Here is a 19,754-nt window from a genome sequence, read left to right on the forward strand (position 1 = left end):
CTTCAATTAAGAAGTGCAGTTAGATGTGCAACTTTTCAGTGTAGATCAGCCGTCGGCCAGCCATGTATGACATTAGGGTTGTGCGACGACTGGCGGCTCTGTTTCAGAACCACCAGTCAGCTATTGCGCGTTAGCCACTGCGCCCGGCTTGCCGCCAACGGCTGGCACTTAGCTCCAGCCGTTGGCCAAGAGCGGAGAGTAAGGCACCCAGCAAACCAACCACCACCATGCCGGCAAATACCTTGGCCATTTCAAACTTCTGCTGTGCGCCGAGCATATAACTGCCGATGCCAATGCCAGAGTTCATGAAGTATTCCGCGCCCAATGAACCCAGCCAGGCATATATAAGCGCCAAACGCAGACCTGCGAAAATCGATGGCAGCGCGCCGGGCAAAATCAAGCGAACCAAGCGCTGAGCAAAACTTAGGCGCAAGGTGCTGGCGACTTCATCCAGTTGCTTCGAGCGGTTGGCCACGCCGCGCCAGGTCGCTAGATACACCGGCAAGAAAGCGGCAAGGGCAATAAACACCACCTTGGCGAAGTCATAAATACCGGCCCAAGCGGTGATTAACGGCACCCAGGCGAACAACGCCACTTGCCGAAATGCCGCCAAGCTCGGCGCCAGCAGATGCTCCAGAGGGCGCCATAAGCCCAATAGCAAGCCGACGATAATCCCCAAACTGCTGCCCAGCAGCAAACCGAGCAAGCTGCGCCACAGGCTCCAGCCAATGGCGGCGCTCAGGCTGCCGTTGAGCAGTTCTTGCCAGGCGGTATGCAGGATGATCGCCGGCGAGGGCAGGATTGCCGGATTGACCCGGCCGCTATTGACCAGCGCACTCCAGCCGCCAATAAACAGCACGGGGATCAGCCAGCGGCGGATTTGCTGCGCCCACCACGCCCAGCCTTGAGTATTGCCGCGCCGCCCGTGGGCCGCTAAAGGCGGGCGTGGCCAGCGGATCAGCAGGCTGTCGAGGCTATGGATGCCGCGATCCATCAACCAGCCGGTCAGGCCAATGATCAGGATGCAGACGAACACCAAATCCAGTTGAAACAGTTGCCGCCCCCAAACCATCAGGTAGCCGATGCCATTGCTGGAGGCCAGCAGCTCCACCGCAATCAGGGTCATCCAGGCGGCGGTCAGGGCCAGGCGCAGGCCCGTGAGCAGCGCGGGCAGCGCCGCAGGTAAGGTCAGCCGCCACAGGCGCAGGTACCAAGGCAGACGCAACACTGCCGCCGACTCGCGCAGCAGCGCCGGCACATCGCGCACGCCCACTTGCACATGCACCGCCACCGGCACCACCACTGCTTTAAAGATCAAAAACAATTTGAGTCCGTCGCCAATGCCTAGATAGACGATCAGCAGGGGAATCCACGCCAGCGAGGGAATCTGCGCGAAGGCGTAAAAGCTCGGGGCGATAAGGTCTTCGGCGCGCCGGCTTAAGCCCATGGTCACGCCAATCAAGGCGCCGCCGATCACGCCATACAGCAGGCCCTTGACCAGTAACAGCAAGCTGATGCCCAACTGCGCCAAGCCGCCGCTGTGCCATAGCTGCTGCGCGGTGTGCCAGACCAAGGACGGCAGTGGCAGGATTTGTTGCGGCATCCAGTAGCGGCTGGAGGCCAGCCACCACAGCAACAACAACGCCAATGGCAGGATGAGTCCGAGCAGGGCCGGGCTTGGCTGGACCTGCCAGTGAGGCAGGCGCAGGCTGCGCGTTTCAGTGCCAAGGATCGACATACGCCTCCCGTTGCTGCCAGTAATTCGTCAGATTGAGTTGGTTTAAGGCCTGCTCAAGAAAGCGCGGCTCGGCCCATTGCTGCACATCCACCGGGCGCCGGATCAGCTGCTGCTTAAGCGCCGCGTTGGCGCCGAATTGCAGGTGCTGAATAAAGTAGCTATCCAGCAGCGGCGAGTTGCGCTGGGCCAAGGGTTCGCCTTGCAGCTCCTGGCTCATGATGTCGCGCGGCAGGTTGATCTGCTGGGTGAGCAAATCCACCACCGCCTGCTCGTTGCCGGGGATCGAACTCCAGTGCGCCGCCTCGACCTGCAAGCGCACCAAGCGCGCGACTATCTCGGGGTAGCGCTCAACAAAGGGCGTGGCGCCGAGCATGGTCCCCGCCAAGGTGCCGGCGCCATCGCCGCCTTGGGTCGACAGTGGAATTTCCGCCAGGCCGCGGCTGCGCAAGACCAACATGCCGGCAGCGCTCCACACCGCATCCACCCGCTTGGCCGCCAGTGCCGCCAGTGCCGCGCCGCCGTCCAAGTTGATCAGATTAAAGTCGGCATCGGTAAAGCCCTGACGGCTAAGCATTGCCTCAAAGGACAAGTGCATGGCCGTGCCCAGCCAGACACCGATGGTTTTACCGCGCAGCGACTCCAAACTCGTATGGCCGCTGCCCGGCACCACACCGAGGTAGCCATTGAGGCCACGGCTGCTGGCAGCGAGCAGGCGGGTTTGATTGCCGGCGGCCGTGCCAATAATCGCCGCCAGGTCGCCCAGATAGGCAATGTCGACTTGCTCGTTGGCCAGTGCTTCGTTGATCGCGGGGCCGGCGTTTTTAAAGAAGGCCCAGCGGATCTCGATGCCGTCCTTGGCAAACTCCTGCTCGAACAAGTGCTTTGTGTAGAGGTAATCCAGCGCCGCCGTGCCGCTGCTGGGGTGTGCGCCGGCGCTGGCGTCGGGCACGGCGATACGAATCACCTTGGGCGTCTCGCTGGCTTGGGCAGAGCCTAAGCCCAGCGTGGCGAGTACAGCGAACAGCAGCGCGGCGAAAAGTGGTGCGGGACGGGCCATGGTCAGAGCGTCCTCGGTTGGCGGGTAAACAAGCGGATGATGCCGCGCCCCAGTTCACGCAATAAACGCCCCGGATAGCCAAACTCGACCACCCCGGTTTCATCGACATAGCGTTGCCACTGCTCGATGAGTTTCGCCAAACGCTGCGGCTCAGTCTCGGCTAAGTCGTGGATCTCGCCGGGGTCATTTTTCAGGTTGTACAGCTGCCAGCGTCCGGGACCATTGGGCTTGGGGATAAACAACGCCTTCCATTGCCCCTGGCGAATCGCGCGGCTGCGGAACAGCTCCCAGCCGGTGCTGACCTCATCGTCATGTACCTGGGGGCTATGGCCTTGCAGGTAGCTGAGCATGGAACGGCCGCGTACGGGCAGCACCGCCCGGCCCTGGTACTGCGTGCCGGGATGCTCGGCACCGGCCAGCTCTAATAAGGTCGGCACGATGTCCATCACCGTGGCGAAGTCATGGCTGATCGCCCCTTGGCGCTGCAAGCCCGGCCAGGTAATAAAGGCCGGCACGCGGATGCCGCCCTGACTGGTAAACAATTTGAACTGCCGCGACGGCGCGGTGGCCGCCTGCGCCCAATGGGGGCCATACCACACATAGGAGTTGGGCCGGCCAATATTGCCGATGCTGTTGTCGTAGTGCTTGTGGATAAAGCTCTGCACCCGCTTGCCAATAATGGGCAGGGCTTCCAGCGCTGCACCTTCGGCGCCGTTATCGGAGAGGAAAATCACCAGGGTGTTGTCCAGCTCGCCGCTGCTGCGCAGGTACTCGACCACGCGGCCAACGTTCTGGTCGAGGCTCTCGACCATCGCCGCGTACACCTCCATAGCCTTGGCCGATTGCTGGCGGCCCTGTTCATCCAGCGCATCCCATTCCGGGGTATTGGCCACCACCGGGTGCGCCTCAACCTCCTCTGCTACTAAGCCCAACTCTTTGAGCTTGGCCAGGCGCTCCTCGCGCAGCACGCCGGGGCCGGCGTCATAGCGGCCACGGTATTTAGCGATCAGTTCATCCGGCGCCTGCAAGGGAAAGTGCGGCGCCGAAAACGGCAGATAAGCAAAGAACGGGCGCTGCTCATCTTGCGGGCGCTCCTGTAAGTACTGGAGCAGGCGCGTAGTGAAGCTCGTCGAGGAGTAGAAGTCCTGGGGCAGTTCGCTGATCGCCTCTAACCCTTCGCGGTAGGTGCCATCCACCGCATGCAACAGGCGCGGCATCTTGTGTGGCGGCACCGGTGGCGACCAGTTGAAGTGGTTATGCGCCGCGCCTTCGAGAATAAACGAGCGCTCAAAGCCCCGGGCCGCGGCGGAGGTTTGCGCGCTGCGGCCCAGGTGCCATTTGCCCGAGATCAGCGTGTGATAACCGGCATCGCGCAGCAGCTCGGCGATGGTCACTACGCGTTGGTTGAGATGGCCTTCGTAGCCAGGATGGCGGCGAATGGTTTCATCGCTGAACTCGGCCATGGCGCCGATCCCGGCCAGGTGATGGTCGGTGCCGGTGAGCAACATGGCGCGGGTGGGGGAGCAGGCGCTGGCGGCGTGGAAGTCAGTCAGGCGCAGGCCCTGCAAGGCCAAGGCATCGAGGTTTGGCGTAGCGATTTCGCTGCCAAAGGCACCGAGATCGGAAAAACCCAAATCGTCAGCGACGATCAGCAGAACATTAGGACGGCTGCTCATACAGTTCTCATTCTTCTAAGCCCGTGCACTGGGCTGATGGGTGGCGATGGGGAGCAAGGGATAAGGGGTGGGGGCTTAGCGCTGCCGAGCAGGCCTATCTAGCTAAAAAGCATATAAAAACCCTAGCCAATGCTTTCTGGTACTAAGGCGTCTTTTTTAAAGGGCTGCCGCTGACCAGGCCAATGCTTTGGCGGAATATTTTTAATGCGCCACGGGCATGCCCAGTCTGCGGCCTAGGGCTAGCGCTCTAGAGCGGGCTTGCGACCGTTTGCGGGCAGGGCAGAACAGGCGGGCGCGTTAATGCCTGGCTCGCCAATAGGCGGGCTAGGCGCTTTCCCGGGCGATTAGCTCGCAGTGCAGCAGATTCAGCCGTTGCAGCTCATCCTCTAACGGCGCGCTGTCCAAGGCTTGCAGCACACGCAGGGCGGCCAGCTCGCCGATCTCGCGTGACGGCGGGCGCACGGTGGTCAGGCTCGGCAACAGCATCTCGGCAAAGGGATAGTCACCAAAGCCGACTACGGCGATGTCCTCGGGCATCTTCAGGCCGGCCCGCTGTGCGGCGAGCAGACCGCCAGCGGCCAGGTTGTCGTTGGCGAAGATAATCGCATCGGGCCGTGGCGAGCGGCGGGTGAGGGCGTCCATGGCTTGCTTGCCGGCCTCAAAGGCACTGGCCGAGGCGGCCGGGACGAACACCCAGGGCTCGCGGCCCGCGCTACGCAGGGTGGCGGCATAACCGTCACGGCGCTCCAGCGCGCTGTAGTCGCCGGCGGCGCTGTTCTGCACAAAGGCGATGCGCTGATAACCCTTATCCAGCAGGTATTGGCAGGCCTGCACGCCGACTTGGTAATGCGCGAAGCCGATCTGCAGCGGCGCACGCTCGGGGCGGTAATCCCAGATTTCCACCACGGGGATATCGGCCTCGCTAAGCAGTTTCTCGGTGCCCGCACTATGGAAGTGACTGGTCACCACCAGCGCTGCCGGCGACCATCCCAGAAAGGCGCGCACTGCGCTTTCTTCTTGCTCTTCGCTGAAATAACTGGAGGCCAGCAGCAGTTGGTAGCCGTGGCGGCTCAGGGTGTCGCTAAAGGCTTGGATGGTCTGGGCAAAGATCGGCCCGGAGATATTGGGGATGACCATCCCGACAATCTTGCCCCGCGCCGAGGCCAGGCCGCCGGCAACCATATTCGGTACATAACCCACATCCGCCACCACCGCCTGAATGCGCTCGCGCAGCTGCGCTGAAACCTGCTCGGGCTGGTTGAAGTAGCGCGACACGCTAATCGCCGAAACACCGGCCAGCTTGGCCACTTCAGCCAAGGTCACACGGCCGGCGCCACGGCGTTTGCGGATGGGGGATGGAGCCTTGCTCATGCTGAATTCCTGCCCTAGGGAAGCCAACCTTAACCCATTGTTAGCGCTAACAAAAGATTGCGAAATGGCACGCAAAATCCTGTTTAGTGGAATAAGAATAAAATTTTTAAATATTGGACGGCCTAAGAGCTGTATCCAGATACTGATGATGTTAGCGCTAACAAGCGCATCGCAGCCGCATCCTCAGCACTGCCACTCGTACGAGCGAGACCAGACCCGGTAGCGGTAATTAAAGGCCCAGCACTAGGGCTTCGTCTGGCACAACAGGGCAGAGCATTTATGAGCATCCCCGCTAACTTTCTTCTTCCTCATCCGCCAAGGCACTTGGCCCGGCGCAGCGCCTTGGTCAGCACGGTATTACTGAGCGCGCTCGGGCAAAACCTGCACGCCGAGGACGCCAATCAAGAACAACTGACCAGCCTCAACACCGTGACTGTCACGGCCACCCGTCGCGAGGTAAGCCTGCAAGAAGTGCCGGTGGCGGTATCGGTGGTCGACGGCGAGCAACTGGAGCGGGAGAACCGCAACAGCGTGGCCAGCATCGCGCAGCAGGTGCCGACCCTGAATTACCGCGCCAGTGCCTCGAACAAAGACACTTCGCTGTTTATCCGGGGTGTCGGCACCATTTCCACTTCACCGGGGGTTGAACCGACCGTGGCCACGGTGATCGATGGCGTGGTGCTTGGCCGTCCGGGCCAGTCGACTCTGGACTTGCTCGATGTGCAGCGCATCGAAGTGCTGCGCGGCCCGCAAGGCACGTTGTTCGGCAAGAATGCCTCGGCGGGCGTGCTGAACATCATCAGCCAGGATGCGCCGGAGCAAACCCACGGCTATGTCGATTATTCCCACTACGGCGGCGGCAACGAAAACCGTCTGCGCTTTGGCATCGGTGGGCGCCTGACCGATACCCTCAAAGGTTCGCTGAGCACCCTGTGGGGCGACTACGACGGCAACGTGAAGAACGTCTACAACGGCCATGACGTCAACGGCTATAACCGCAAGGGCGTGCGCGGCAAGCTGGAGTTTGAGCCGAATGAGGCCTTCAAATTCACCCTGATCGGCGACTATCTAGACAGCGAAGACACCCTGCCCAATGGCGTGATCACGTCCTCCAGCAGCGCCGCCTTTACCAATCAATTGCGCCCCGTCAGCCCCGGCACCCATAGCCGCAAAGTGGTCAACGACTTCAACACCCACGTCAACGACACCAACACCGGGCTTTCCGGTCAGGCCGACTGGCAACTGGGTGACTACACCCTGACCTCCATCACCGCTTGGCGCGGTTGGAAAAACACCCAGTATCAGGATGGCGATCGCACCGCGCAGTTGCCGGTCACCGCCTCCCATGACAAAGGCGAAGTGGACTACAACCAGTTCTCCCAAGAGCTGCGCCTGACTTCACCCAAAGGCGAGTTCAACGAGTACGTGCTCGGCGCCTATTACTTCCATGGCCGCTCCGAGGAGACCTACCAGCGCTGGTCGACCAACGCCAGCGTGCTCGACCACGGCCGGGCTGATTACAAGGTGACCAACGACAGCTTCGCCTTGTTCGGCGAGAACACCTTTAACTTCACCGATGACCTGCGCGCCATCCTCGGCCTGCGCTGGACCCATGACGACCTCAAGTACGATCACCGCCGTGTGTCCACCTCGCCTGTGGCCGTCACCGGGATTCAGCCTTCGACGTCGAGCAAAGGTTCGGTGGATGAAGACGGCTTTAGCGGCCGCACCGGTTTGCAGTATGACTTTACGGCTGACCTGACCGGCTACATCACCTATTCCCGTGGCTACAAAGGCCCGGCCTACAACGCCTTCTTCAATATGCAGCCGCGTGACACCGCAGCGCTGAAGCCCGAGAAGTCCGACTCTTACGAAGTGGGGTTAAAGGCCACGGCGCTGGATAAACGCCTGAGCGCCAATATCGCGGTGTTCCATACCGACTACGACGACTACCAGGCCAACTTCTTCGACACCGTGGCCAATCAGGTGGTGACCCGCCTGATCAACGCCGGCAAGGTCAAGACCCAAGGCGTCGAGCTGGATGCCAGTTGGCAGGCCACGCGCCAACTCAAACTGTCGGCAGCGGCGGCCTACACCAAAGCGCGGATTGATCACTTCAACTGCCCGGCGGGCGCTGCCGCCAGCTGCAATATCGATGGCGGTCACTTGCCCTATACCCCGGATTGGAAGACTTACGTGCGCGCCGACTACAGCATCCCGCTGGGTAACGGCTTGGACGTGGAACTGGCCACCGATTACAGCTGGCAAGACAAGGTGCAGTTCAGCCTCGACCAGAACCCCGACACCGTGCAAGGCGCCTATGGCATCTGGAACGCCAGCGTCGCCCTGGCCAATTACAACGATGGCTGGCGCGTGGCGGTGCTGGGCAAGAACTTGGCGGATAAGTCCTACGCGCAGTCCTTGGCCAGCGGCGGCAGTTATATCTACCGCGCCGTCGCCCGGGACGATCAACGTTACTTCGGGGTGCAACTGCGCAAAGACTTCTAAGCCTGCGTGCTCACGCCTGCCGCGCGCCCACAGAGCCGTCGGCAGGCCTTTATGGATGACTCAGGAGCGATTATGAGCAGCACACGACAGATGAGTTTGGGCGCCTTTTTAATGGCCGGCGGGCACCATATCGCCGCCTGGCGCCACCCCAGCGTCAACCCTAATCCGTTGCAGTTTGCCGATTACCGCCGCGCTGCCCAGGTGGCCGAGGCCGCCAAGTTTGATGCGGTGTTTTTGGCCGACAGCGTGGCCGCGTCGAGCCATATCATCGCCAGTCGTCTCGCGCGTTCGGTGAATTTTGAGCCGCTGACCTTGCTGGCCGCCTTAAGCTCGGTGACTGAGCGCATCGGCCTGATCAGCACCGTCACCACCAGCTACAACGAACCCTTCCATGTGGCGCGTAAATTTGCCTCGCTGGATCATCTTTCCGCTGGCCGCTCCGGCTGGAACTTGGTGACCTCCGACGATGCCGCCGAAGCCTTTAACTTTGGCCGAGAAGCCCATATCCCCCACGCCGAACGCTACGCCCGGGCCCGCGAGTTTGAGCAGGTGGTGCGCGGTCTGTGGGACAGCTGGGCGGATGATGCCTTCGTGCATGACCAAGCCAGCGGCCAGTTTTATGACCCAGCCAAGTTGCAGGTGCTCAATCACACAGGCGAGCACTTTCGCGTAAAAGGCCCGCTCAACGTCGCCCGCTCGCCACAAGGTCGGCCCGTGTTGATCCAAGCGGGCTCTTCGGAAACCGGCCGCGAGCTGGCCGCGCAAACCGCCGAAGTGGTGTTTACCGCGCAAACTTCGCTGGCCAAAGCTCAGGCGTTTTATACCGACGTAAAAGGCCGCCTGGCCAAGTTTGGTCGTGCGGAGCATGAACTAAAAATCATGCCCGGCGCCTTTGTCGTGGTCGGCGCCAGCGAGGCCCAGGCGCGGGAAAAATTCGAGGAGTTTCAGGAACTGGTCGAGCCCCGTGTCGGCGTCGCCTTGCTGGGGCGCATGCTGGGTAATTTCGATCTGTCGGCATATCCACTGGACGGCCCACTGCCGGACTTACCGCTCACCGACAACGGCCAGCGTAGCCGCCAGCAATTGCTCACTGAGCTGGCGGGGGATGAAAACCTGACCCTCGCGCAACTGGGCCGGCGCATCGCCGGTGGCCGTGGCCACCATATGCTGATCGGCACCGCCACGCAGATTGCTGACGAGCTGCAAAGCTGGTTTGAAGGCCGCGCCGCCGATGGCTTCAACATCCTCGTGCCGCACTTGCCCCTGGGCCTGGAGGACTTCGCCCAGCAAGTGGTGCCCGAGCTGCAACGCCGTGGCCTGTTCCGCACGGAATATGAGGGCAGCACCCTGCGTGAGCATCTGGGCCTGCCGTATCCGCGTAACCCCTACTTCACCTGAGTGCTCGGGCACGGCGGCGCTGGGCTGCCGTGGGAGCCATCATCATTAAAAGGACTGTTATGAGTTATCTAGCCGCTGCTGATCGCTACAACCGTATCCCTTATCGTCGCGTGGGCCGCAGTGGCTTGCAGTTGCCGGCGTTGTCCTTAGGCCTGTGGCATAACTTTGGTGACGCCACGCCCATCGACACCCAGCGCGCCTTGCTGCGCACCGCCTTTGATCTGGGCATTAACCACTTTGATCTGGCCAACAACTACGGCCCGCCCTATGGCAGCGCCGAGACTAATTTTGGCCGCTTGCTGGCGGAGGATTTTGCCGCCTACCGCGATGAATTAATTATCTCGACCAAAGCGGGTTGGGACATGTGGCCGGGCCCGAACGGGCAGGGTGGCGGCTCGCGCAAATACCTGCACGCCAGCCTCGACCAAAGCCTTAAACGCCTAAGGCTGGATTATGTGGATATCTTTTATTCGCACCGCTTCGACCCCGACACGCCGCTGGAAGAAACCGCCATCGCCTTGGCCGATATCGTCCGTCAGGGCAAGGCGTTGTATATCGGTATCTCATCCTACTCACCGGGCAAAACCCGCGAGATCAGCACGCTGCTGCGTGAGTTGAACGTGCCGCTGCTGATCCATCAGCCGGCCTATAACCTGTTTAACCGCTGGATCGAAACCGAGCTGCTGAGCACCACCGATGAACTGGGCGCCGGCGTGATCGTCTTCACCGCTTTAGCCCAAGGCCTGCTCAGCGATAAATACCTAAACGGCGTGCCGCAGGATGCCCGGGCCAATCGCCCAGGCGGCGCGTCACTGCGCCCCGAGCATTTATCCGCGGCCAATATCGAGCGGGCGCGGGCGCTCAATGAGATCGCCCAGCGCCGTGGCCAGAGCCTGGCGCAACTGGCTCTGGCCTGGAGCCTGCGCGATCCGCGAGTGACCTCCGCGCTGATCGGCGCCAGCCGCCCGGAGCAAATTATCGAGAACGTCGCCGCGTTGGATAACCTGAGTTTTAGCCCAGCGGAGCTGGCTGAGATCGACCGTTATGCGGTGGAAGGTGGCATCAACCTTTGGCAGAAGTCCTCCACGGATTGGCAGGAGTGAGTATGAAAACCCTAACCACCGCCTGGCTGCTGTTGCTGTTCAGTGTTTGCAGTTATTGCGCGCAGGCCGCCCCGGCGCAGCTACGCATCGGCTTTCAAAAGGGCTCCAGCGCCTTGGTGTTGGCCAAGCAGCATGGCTATTTGGAGCAGCGTTTTGGCGATACGCAGATCAAGTGGATCGAGTTCCCCGCCGGCCCGCAGATGCTTGAGGCGCTAAATATCGGCAGTCTGGATATCGGCGCCACCGGCGATATTCCACCGCTGTTTGCCCAGGCAGCCAATGCCGATCTGGTCTATATCGGCGCCGAGCCGCCCAAGCCTAAAGCCGAAGCGATTCTGGTCAGCAAAGACAGCCTCATCAGCAGCGTGGCCGAGCTCAAGGGTCAGCGCGTGGCGGTGCAAAAGGGTTCAAGCTCGCATAACGTGCTGCTGCGCGCTCTGGCCAAGGCCGGGGTTAGCTTTAGCGATATCGAGCCCATCTACCTGCCACCTGCCGAAGCCCGCGCCGCCTTTGAGCGCGGTAGCGTGGCCGCCTGGGCCATCTGGGACCCGTTCTACGCTGCCATCGAGCTCGAAGGCAAAGCACGGGTCCTGGCCAATGGCGAAGGCTTAGGTTTAAGCGGGGCGTTTTATCTGGCGGCGCGCGCTTATGCCGAAGCCAACCCCGAGTTTATTGGCCAGGTGCTGGAAATCATCAACCAAGCCGAAGCCCTGACTCGCAGCGACGAGGCGGCCAGCCAAAAACTCCTGGCGGACTTTATGGGCCTCGACCCACAAGTGCTGGCCCGCGCCTTTAGCCGCCGCCCACCATCGCCGATTGGCCCGCTGACACCTGAGATAGTCGCGGCGCAGCAACAAACCGCCGACCTGTTTTTTGCCAACCGCCTGCTGCCGAAAAAGCTCAATGTCAGCGAATTGATCTGGCAGGCCAAGCCCTAGCTTGGCGCGCTTTACGCCTTGGGGTTAAGCTCGCGGGCCACCCCCAGGCGTACCCAACTGATGTGCGAAACCCCAGCCACCCCTGAGCCCAGCCCCAGCAAACCTTGGTTTGTCTACTTGGTGCGCGCGGCCAACGGCGCCCTCTACTGCGGCATCAGCGACGACGCCCATAAACGCTTCGCCAAACACCAAAGCGGCAAAGGCGCCCGCTTCTTCCACTCAAGCCCGGCCCAAGCCCTGGTCTATATCGAACCCTGCCCCGACAAAAGCACGGCACTGCGCCGTGAACGGGCGATTAAGAAGATGGGCAAGGCGAGTAAGGAGGCGTTGGTGGTGGGGTATGAAAAAGCCCCGGCTAGGTCTGGGGTAGTGAGGGGGGATAAGGCTGGTATCGACCAAGAGCGGTCATTAATCCCAACTGGTTGACATAGTGGGGTGCACCTCGATGGCACCGGGTGTTTTTGAGCAGCCAGCGGAGCACCGATGCGATGTTATAGAGCTCGCTTACGACGTGATCGCGTAAGTTGGCGGTGCCTTCGGGTTATAAGTGAGGGCCGCACGAACTTCCTAGGACTCCACTCCACCGCAGTACGTGATGCACGGCTGATTTCCCAACATCTGATGGCCGGTCACGGAGTTTTACGTTACCTTTTGATGGCATGAGGCCATGTTCACAGCGGACGCACTTCCACGGCTCGGGCCAATAGCTCCTTGCCGGTACCGTTCCTGAGAATTCATTTCGTGATAGGAACGACCATGTCAGGCGGCGAAACCGAAAAAATTGCGAGGCTCGCGGAGCTCGTTTCCAACGACATTTTCAATTTCTTCAGGTGGAAGAGAGAAGGGCCCGTTAGCCTCAACTTCTGCTGTGTGAAGCAGGAGACTCACGCGCCCTTGAAGAGGTCAGAGCACACGCACCCGGCTGACGTGGTGTTCAAGTACGCAGATCCTTACCTGAACAAGGTCATCTATCTTCATACCGATTTGAAAAGCTATGCGGTTGGCTCCATCACGCTGGACTCGATCAAGAAGGCCCTGAAGTCTCTGGGCAAGACCATCGACTGTGCCCGTGCTTCGGCGGAATGGCAGACTCGCTACCATTTAGCCAAGCGTGAGAAGTATGAAATTCGTGGGATGCTATTCGTCTTTAACCACGATGATGAGTACGACAAGAATTTCTACGATCACTTCAAGGATTACAAAGGTGAGAATCTGCACATCAAAGATTCTCAACAGGTTCATATCGTCGAACCTTCATTGATCAATTACCTGAAGACGCTGCAGCTCGATGTAAACACCCTCAGAGCAGAAGGGAAATTCCCGAAGGAGAATTACACCTTCTATTACCCTGACCTCGTCTTGCACAAGGCCAGTGGCGAGTACTGGGATCGTGCGGCAACCGCAGAGCTGATCGCCTCGCCGTATATGATCATTCACCACAAAGAGGTGATGTCGTACTGCGAGAAAGCCAAAGACGTGACTGAAACGTATAGAGAAGGCTATCTGATCTATTATCGCCGCGATGGCAGCTCCGAGATCGAGTTCAGATACCTTTTTGACGCGTTGTCTAGGTTCCAAATTCTTAACGCCAACAAGGACTTGAAGATCCGAATCAGGGTTGCCAATCGCTACCATCACAGCAGCATCCTCAGCAATTTCAATGCTGCCATTAATAGCTATGTGACCGAGTGGGGCGAAGACGAAAACCGCAAGCGGAAATTGCAGGCGATCGAACTGGAAGTCGTAAATCACGCGATTCCAAACTATAAGCCCGAAGTAATCGGATGGGAGCGAGACTGACATGAGAATGGGTAGTTTGTACTTTGCATCTGACAAAGCGATCTACGATGCTCTCACGCAGCGAAGCCTGACGAGCGCTGAGCTCAGGAAGGTCTTCCTCACAAGAGGGATCGTGATCTCCAATGAATCGGACAAAAAATTCCTAGCCAATCGATTCAGTGCCCTATTCCATGATTACTACGACTATCGAAACCTGTCCCTCTTGGTGGGTGGGCGTGACAGTCGTGAGAAAACCACCAATGTGCTCGTCACGACAGCGGTCACTAAAGGCCAGTTGACCGACGCTCTCACCTCCGTCAAGGAATGGCTGGTGGATGACCAGCATGAGCAGGCTGAGGTGGCGGTCCATGGTGATCAACTCAAGCTCACAGTTAAATACCAAAAGCTTGATCTGAGTCAGGCAGAGTTCCGCCAGGTGGTTGAGAAGACGGCGGAGGTGACCCTTGAGAAGCAGGGCAGTGGCTGGAAGATCACTGGCCCCATGAACGACAAGTTCAAGGACATTACAGATCAGTTGTATTCCCAGATCGAGATCGTCACTGATCAGGATGTGGCGACCCGAACCATTTCCTTGGAGGCGATCCCTGATGCGGGCATTAGAACGAATTTCCTTCGCAGCTTGATCCGCAATCTTAAGGACATGGAGGTGGTCGATGTTGTCGACGTCTCCATGTTCAATCCTAAAGACCAAGAAGATGATGACCTTGATCTCAGTGACGATGCGTTGGTGATCGAGGATTCGATTGAGGTTGAGTCAGACGGTGAGGGTGAGGAGGGAGAGGATGGCGACCCTGAAGTCGAACTGGCCAGGCCGCAGCCTGAAGCCAGGATTCACAAGATCATCCGCATCGATAAGGCGTCCCTGAAAGGTAAGGGGGTCTTGGAGTCGACGCAGTTGCTTGAGCTTGAAGGCCACGGGTTCTATATGTGGAAGATTCGATGGAAAGCTCGTGAGAAGCTCGTTGGGTCTGAGCTAGTCCTGTTTGAGGCGCAATTTGGTAACCAGGCTAAGTACTGCGATTTCTCTTACATCGTCAAAGGTGTCTACAACTATAACAACGGGAAATACGCCAAAAACCTGGTACGTGCCGAGCCAGTGTTCGAGAAGAGGCTCAAGATCCGCTTGGAGGAGGCGGCGCAGAAGACCTTGGATGAAATCGAAAGGAGTCTGAAAATATGAAGTCAAAGCGGCTGAAACTTTGGGTTCTGACCGCTCGCATAGACTTTCAGACACTAGTGCATGGGCTTCGACAGCAGCCATTCAACAACCAAAACCGGATCGGTGTCGAGGCTATTGAGATCTTGGATGGCAAGGCCACCTTTCGGTACCACGAGCAGCGGGATATCACCCAGTCGTTCACGAACCCTCTGGGCGAAACCGTCGAGTCCAGTTACTCCACGTTCATCAGCTTTGATATGGTGTTTGAAATGCTTGGGTCGGATCGTTATTCGATCTGCATGGGATCGCCACCGAAGGATCTGAAGCCGTTCGTGGAGCTTATCCGAGTGGCAACTGGGAGGAGCTTCGCGCTGGAGGTCGTGAAACTGGACATCTCTACGGTCTATCAGCAACTCAAGGCTGATAAGCGCTTCATGCGCGTCATGGCTAAACGGATCGTTTCTGGTGCGGTGACGTTTGATATCGAGAGCAGCTACCGGGTCGATATTGCATCGACGGGGAATGCGATGACTAAGTTGTTGGAGATCACAGGTGGCCGCGTTGCACCGATCGACAAGATAAAAATCGTATACACGTACGACTCAAGGCCTGTTCAAATTGAGCTTTCGCGCTCAGGTTCGATTGCCGTGTCCTGGGATGATGAGGAACACCTTCATCTTCTGACGGGACTCTTGATCCGTTAGATAGGCTGAGATTACGAGAAGTTGTGCGGGATGGGTCAATCTTACCTCCACTGGCTCGGTGTTTGGGGGCGCTCATACATCCGACTCCACCCGTTACATTTAGACTGCCTTTAACCAGAAGGGCGCTAATTTAAATTCTCCAGTCCCCCCTAGTAGCCGTTTGCTGCCAGTCATGATTGGAAAGCGACTAACTAAATTCGAAGCCCCTCGGCTCAAACCGAATACACGTGGCTGGTTAGTTCAAGTGAAGTCCTTCACTCGGTAGTCTGTAAGTAAGGTGGATTTGCCATTCAGGATGAGTTTCGAGTGGCTGGCGCAAACGGGACCACCGCGAAACAAATTCGCCGCTGTCCTAACCCTATGCCAAACTCCCTAAGCCAGTAACCACTTGGCCTCCAGCACTTACACAACGGATGGTTAGCGCTATGGATGATCTGATTCTGCACCATTACCCCACCTCGCCCTTTGCCGAGAAGGCGCGGTTGATGTTTGGTTTTAAGCAGTTGGCTTGGCGTTCGGTGGTGATTCCGGCGGTGATGCCGAAGCCGGACTTGCTGGCGTTAACCGGGGGCTATCGCAAGACGCCGGTGTTGCAAATCGGTGCCGATATTTATTGCGACACTTCCTTGATTGCGCGCCGCTTGGATCAGCAAAAGTGCACGCCGGCGCTGATCCCTGAGGGACAGTCGTTAAACGTCTTGAGCTTTGCGCAGTGGGCTGACAGCCAGGTGTTTTTAACGGCGGTGAGTTTGGCCTTTGCTCCGGATGCGGTGGAGGCGCGCTTTGGCCAGTTGCCGGCGGACTTTGTGCAGGGTTTTATTCGCGATCGGGCGGCGTTGTTCAGTGGTGGTACGGCCAGCCGCGTGCCATTGAATGTGGCGCAGCAGCAGTGGCCTACATTAATGACACGCTTGGAGCAGCAATTGCAGCAGCGCCCCGGTGAGTTTCTGTTTGGCAGTGTCAGCTTGGCCGACCTGGCCTTGGCCCACCCGTTATGGTTCTTGCGCGCTACGCCGGTAACGGCGCCTTGGGTTGATATTTATCCGACGGTGGCGCAGTGGTTGGATCGGGTGTTGGCTTTGGGCTATGGCCAGCCCTCGGTGTATAGCGCCGAGCAGGCTCTCGCTGTGGCTAAGGCGGCGACGCCCGCGCCGTTGCCTACTGCCGCGCAGCTTGTGTTCAATGGCTTAGCAGTGGGCCGGCAAGTGAGTGTGGCGGCGCTGGATTACGGGGTTGATCCGGTGGTGGGCGAGCTGCTGTACAGCAGCGCGGAGGAGTTGATTGTGCGCCGCGAAGACCCTCGCGCCGGTGTGTTGCATGTGCACTTTCCGCGTTTGGGGTTTGCCCTGACGGCGGTTTAGCGCGGTGGTGCGCGGCTAATAGGCAGCGCGCATCGCCGTGGGGTTATAGCCGTGGATCAGCTTGCCGTTGATCTGTAGCAGCGGTATGCCGTTGCCGCCGAGGGCTTTGTACTGCGCGGCGCCTGCGGCATCGCGCTCAATATCAATCTCTTGGTAGGGCACGCCATCACTGCTCAGTTGCTGGCGCGCTTTGGCGCAGTAGCCACACCACTGCGTGGCATACAGCACCACCTGCGGCGTGCCACGCACAGCGGCGGGTTGCAGCCAGAATTTGACGGTGGGCCAGTGCTGATACAGCGCACCGAGGATCACCAATAAAGCCAGTTTTTTCACAGGCAGCCCTGTCGTAGGTGGATAACGCAGCAGCTATAGCAGGGGCCGCTAATACACGCTGCGCCTTGGTTCGCAGCCTGAGCGATTTATCCACAGGCGCAACGCGCGGCAGGGGTTGTTGGCCGCGGTCAGTAAAGCGTCCATAGCACCGGGGCATGCTTGTGCATGCGTCTTGGAGGCGATTCCCTGAAGTGGCTGCCAATAGCAGCGCAGCAGGTCTTGGCGCCGTTGTTCATCCATTCGCGCGCGCTCTTCGACCGCAGTGGCGGCGTCTCTGGTTGGGCCATAGCGCCACTCTTTGGGCCGCTAATGTCTTAGCGCATGGGCTTTAACCCTGGGTAAATTGTTTGACCGACGGTAGTGATGATGGGGATTGTCTGATTGTTGAGTTATTGGTGGCGAGTAGGCTGGCAGGTGCTGGAACTAACCCTGTTGGTCGCCAAGGAAGCTCGCCATGACACTGCCCAAACCAACCAGCCGTCGCTGTGGATTACTGCTGTTGCTGATGTGTTGCCTGCCGGCCTTTGCCCATAACGACCCCGGCTATTTTCACGACAGCAGCGATCTGCCGGCGCAGAGTGACTGGATGCTGGCGTTCGATAACAACCAGCCGCTGCGCACCTTTAGCCTGCCGGGCAGCCATGACTCCGGCGCAACCGTCGGCGGGCCTATCGTGGCTACGCAAACCCTGTCGATCCGGCAGCAGTTGGAGGCTGGCGTGCGTTTTCTCGATATTCGCCTGCGCGCCACCGGCGACTCCTTGGCCATTCACCACAGCTTGGTGTTCCAGAAGCTGATGTTCGGTGATGTGCTCAATGCGGTGCAGGATTTTCTCGCCGGGCATCCCGGTGAAACCGTGCTGATGCGGGTCAAGGAGGAATATAAAGCGCAGAGTGGCAGCCAGCCTTTTGTGCAGATCTTCCACCGCTACTTCGAGCGTTACCGCCCTATGATCGCCGTGCCCGCGTCGCTGGATGTGCCGCTGGGGCAGGTGAGGGGCAAGCTGGTGTTGCTAATTGACTTTGCTGGCGGCAATGACATGGGCATTGCCTATTCATCCGCCACCTTGGCGATTCAGGATGATTACCAGATGAAGACCAATTGGAGCCTGTATGCGAAGTGGCTCAAGGTCAAAAATCATTTGCTGGCGGCGCAGCAAAACCCCAGGCAGATGCATATCAACTACCTGAGCGCCTCGGGCGGCAGCTTTCCCTATTTTGTCGCCAGTGGTCACTCCGACTCGCGCACCGGCGCGCCGCGATTACTCACTGGGCTGGTGACGCTAAAAGCCACGCGTTACCCGGATTTTCCGCGAGTGGGCTGTTTGGGCGCGTTGTGCAGCATTGCCTTTGAGGGCACGAATATCCTGACCAAGGACTATCTGAACGGGCATGTCGAGCTGACCCAGGTTGGCATTGTGGTGGCCGACTTCCCCGGGGCGGGGCTGATTCAGAGTGTGATTGCGCTCAACTTGCGCCTGGCCGCGCAGGGCGGCTGGCAGCGGCACGCGCGCGGGCTTTAGGTGTGGAGCAGGGCACGCCGGCGCGTGCCCGTTGGCGTTGGCGTTGGCTTAGCCTTTGCGGCGTTTCAGTTGATCGACCAACTGCGTCGGCAGATTACGAATCACCAAGGTGTCGCTGCTTTCGTCGTACTCGATCTTCGAGCCCAACAGATGAGCTTCAAAGCTGATCGACAGACCTTCGGCGCGGCCGGTGAAGCGCTGGAACTGGCTTAAGGTGCGCTTATCCGCCGGGATCTCTGGCGACAGGCCGTAGTCCTTGTTGCGGATATGGTCGTAGAAGGCCTTGGGCCGTTCTTCGTCGATCAGCCCGGAGAGTTCTTCCAGGGTGATTGGCTCGCCCTGCTTGGCCTGGCTGGTGGCGTAGCTGACCAAGGTTTTGGTTTTATCGCGGGCCTGTTCTTCCGGCAGGTCTTCGCTTTCGACGAAGTCGCTAAAGGCTTTGAGCAGGGTGCGGGTTTCGCCGGGGCCATCGACGCCTTCTTGGCAGCCGATAAAGTCGCGGAAGTATTCCGAGACCTTCTTGCCGTTCTTACCTTTGATAAACGAGATGTACTGCTTGGAGTTGGCGTTGTTGCGCCACTCGGAGATGTTGATCCGCGCGGCCAGGTGCAACTGGGCCAGGTCCAGGTGCTTGGCGGGAGTCACGTCGAGGGCGTCGTTCACTGCCACGCCTTCGCTGTGGTGCAGCAGGGCAATGGCCAGGTAATCGGTCATGCCTTGCTGGTAGTGGGCGAACAGCACGTGGCCGCCGGTGGAGAGGTTGGATTCCTCCATCAGCTTTTGCAGGTGCTCCACCGCTTGGCGGCTAAAGGCGGTGAAGTCCTGACCTTCGTCGAGGTAGTGCTTCAGCCAGCCACTGAACGGATAGGCCCCGGACTCTTCATGGAACAAGCCCCAGGCTTTGCCTTGCTTGGCGTTGTAGCTTTCGTTGAGGTCAGCGAGCAGGTTCTCGATGGCCTGGGAGGCGCCTAGCTCGGTATCCCTGGCGTGGAGCACGGCAGGGGTACCATCGGGCTTCTTGTCGATCAGGTGAACGATGCAGTGGCGGATCGGCATGGTGGTCTCGTGATGCGTAAGCGAAAGGCG

At 59.3% G+C, this 19,754-nt stretch carries 16 protein-coding genes; 10 read left to right on the forward strand and 6 right to left on the reverse strand.

All coding sequences use genetic code 11. The features are described 5' to 3' along the window. Positions 1–130 precede the first annotated feature (130 nt). The 4 genes from NTD81_RS20315 to NTD81_RS20330 form a co-directional block, all read right to left on the reverse strand. The gene (locus NTD81_RS20315) at positions 131–1,738 is read right to left on the reverse strand and encodes an ABC transporter permease (RefSeq protein WP_262184555.1); all 1,608 of its coding nucleotides are present in this window, start codon (positions 1,736–1,738) and stop codon (positions 131–133) included. Beyond that, the gene (locus NTD81_RS20320; RefSeq protein ID WP_262184556.1) at positions 1,719–2,795 is read right to left on the reverse strand and encodes an ABC transporter substrate-binding protein; all 1,077 of its coding nucleotides are present in this window, start codon (positions 2,793–2,795) and stop codon (positions 1,719–1,721) included. Before NTD81_RS20320 ends, NTD81_RS20315 begins: the two co-directional genes overlap by 20 nt. A gap of 2 nt (positions 2,796–2,797) precedes the next feature. Continuing rightward, positions 2,798–4,471 (reverse strand): arylsulfatase, encoded by a 1,674-nt coding sequence (locus NTD81_RS20325; RefSeq protein ID WP_262184557.1) that lies wholly within the window; start codon positions 4,469–4,471, stop codon positions 2,798–2,800. A gap of 324 nt (positions 4,472–4,795) precedes the next feature. Beyond that, on the reverse strand, positions 4,796–5,842 hold the full coding sequence (locus NTD81_RS20330; RefSeq protein WP_262184558.1) for a LacI family DNA-binding transcriptional regulator: 1,047 nt from the start codon (positions 5,840–5,842) through the stop codon (positions 4,796–4,798). Between the two features lie 279 nt (positions 5,843–6,121). On the opposite strand from NTD81_RS20330, the gene NTD81_RS20335 reads away from it, so the two are divergent. The 9 genes from NTD81_RS20335 to NTD81_RS20375 all read left to right on the forward strand — a co-directional run bounded on the left by NTD81_RS20335 (position 6,122) and on the right by NTD81_RS20375 (position 16,813). After that, positions 6,122–8,350, forward strand: a complete 2,229-nt coding sequence (locus NTD81_RS20335) for a TonB-dependent receptor (protein ID WP_262184559.1) — start codon at positions 6,122–6,124, stop codon at positions 8,348–8,350. A gap of 72 nt (positions 8,351–8,422) precedes the next feature. Next, entirely contained in the window at positions 8,423–9,748 is a 1,326-nt protein-coding gene (locus tag NTD81_RS20340) for an LLM class flavin-dependent oxidoreductase (protein ID WP_262184560.1), read from the forward strand. Positions 9,749–9,807: 59 nt separating this feature from the next. After that, positions 9,808–10,851, forward strand: a complete 1,044-nt coding sequence (gene mgrA / locus NTD81_RS20345) for an L-glyceraldehyde 3-phosphate reductase (RefSeq protein WP_262184561.1) — start codon at positions 9,808–9,810, stop codon at positions 10,849–10,851. Between the two features lie 2 nt (positions 10,852–10,853). Next, positions 10,854–11,789: an aliphatic sulfonate ABC transporter substrate-binding protein gene (locus tag NTD81_RS20350; protein ID WP_262184562.1), complete on the forward strand. Its 936-nt coding sequence runs from the start codon at positions 10,854–10,856 to the stop codon at positions 11,787–11,789. 60 nt (positions 11,790–11,849) lie between these two features. Beyond that, positions 11,850–12,215 (forward strand): GIY-YIG nuclease family protein, encoded by a 366-nt coding sequence (locus tag NTD81_RS20355; protein ID WP_262184563.1) that lies wholly within the window; start codon positions 11,850–11,852, stop codon positions 12,213–12,215. A gap of 330 nt (positions 12,216–12,545) precedes the next feature. Continuing rightward, positions 12,546–13,589 (forward strand): hypothetical protein, encoded by a 1,044-nt coding sequence (locus NTD81_RS20360; protein WP_262184564.1) that lies wholly within the window; start codon positions 12,546–12,548, stop codon positions 13,587–13,589. Between the two features lie 7 nt (positions 13,590–13,596). Continuing rightward, positions 13,597–14,769 (forward strand): hypothetical protein, encoded by a 1,173-nt coding sequence (locus tag NTD81_RS20365; RefSeq protein ID WP_262184565.1) that lies wholly within the window; start codon positions 13,597–13,599, stop codon positions 14,767–14,769. After that, positions 14,766–15,452, forward strand: coding sequence for a hypothetical protein (locus NTD81_RS20370; protein WP_262184566.1), 687 nt, complete (start codon positions 14,766–14,768; stop codon positions 15,450–15,452). Before NTD81_RS20365 ends, NTD81_RS20370 begins: the two co-directional genes overlap by 4 nt. Before the next feature lie 425 nt (positions 15,453–15,877). After that, positions 15,878–16,813 carry a glutathione S-transferase family protein gene (locus NTD81_RS20375; RefSeq protein WP_262184568.1) on the forward strand — a complete coding sequence of 312 codons (936 nt, stop codon included), beginning with the start codon at positions 15,878–15,880 and terminating at the stop codon, positions 16,811–16,813. 15 nt (positions 16,814–16,828) lie between these two features. Here NTD81_RS20375 and NTD81_RS20380 read toward each other — a convergent pair whose 3' ends face one another. Next, positions 16,829–17,146 (reverse strand): glutaredoxin family protein, encoded by a 318-nt coding sequence (locus NTD81_RS20380; protein WP_262184569.1) that lies wholly within the window; start codon positions 17,144–17,146, stop codon positions 16,829–16,831. Between the two features lie 454 nt (positions 17,147–17,600). Between NTD81_RS20380 and NTD81_RS20385 the strand changes: the two genes are divergently transcribed. After that, complete coding sequence (locus tag NTD81_RS20385) at positions 17,601–18,668, forward strand: phosphatidylinositol-specific phospholipase C (RefSeq protein ID WP_262184570.1); 1,068 nt, start codon at positions 17,601–17,603, stop codon at positions 18,666–18,668. 48 nt (positions 18,669–18,716) lie between these two features. Here the strand turns inward: NTD81_RS20385 and yejK are convergent, their stop codons facing one another. Further along, the gene (gene yejK / locus NTD81_RS20390) at positions 18,717–19,724 is read right to left on the reverse strand and encodes a nucleoid-associated protein YejK (protein WP_262184571.1); all 1,008 of its coding nucleotides are present in this window, start codon (positions 19,722–19,724) and stop codon (positions 18,717–18,719) included. Positions 19,725–19,754 lie beyond the last annotated feature (30 nt).

Source organism: Pseudomonas sp. 5P_3.1_Bac2, assembly GCF_025465995.1.
Classification (GTDB): domain Bacteria; phylum Pseudomonadota; class Gammaproteobacteria; order Pseudomonadales; family Pseudomonadaceae; genus Aquipseudomonas.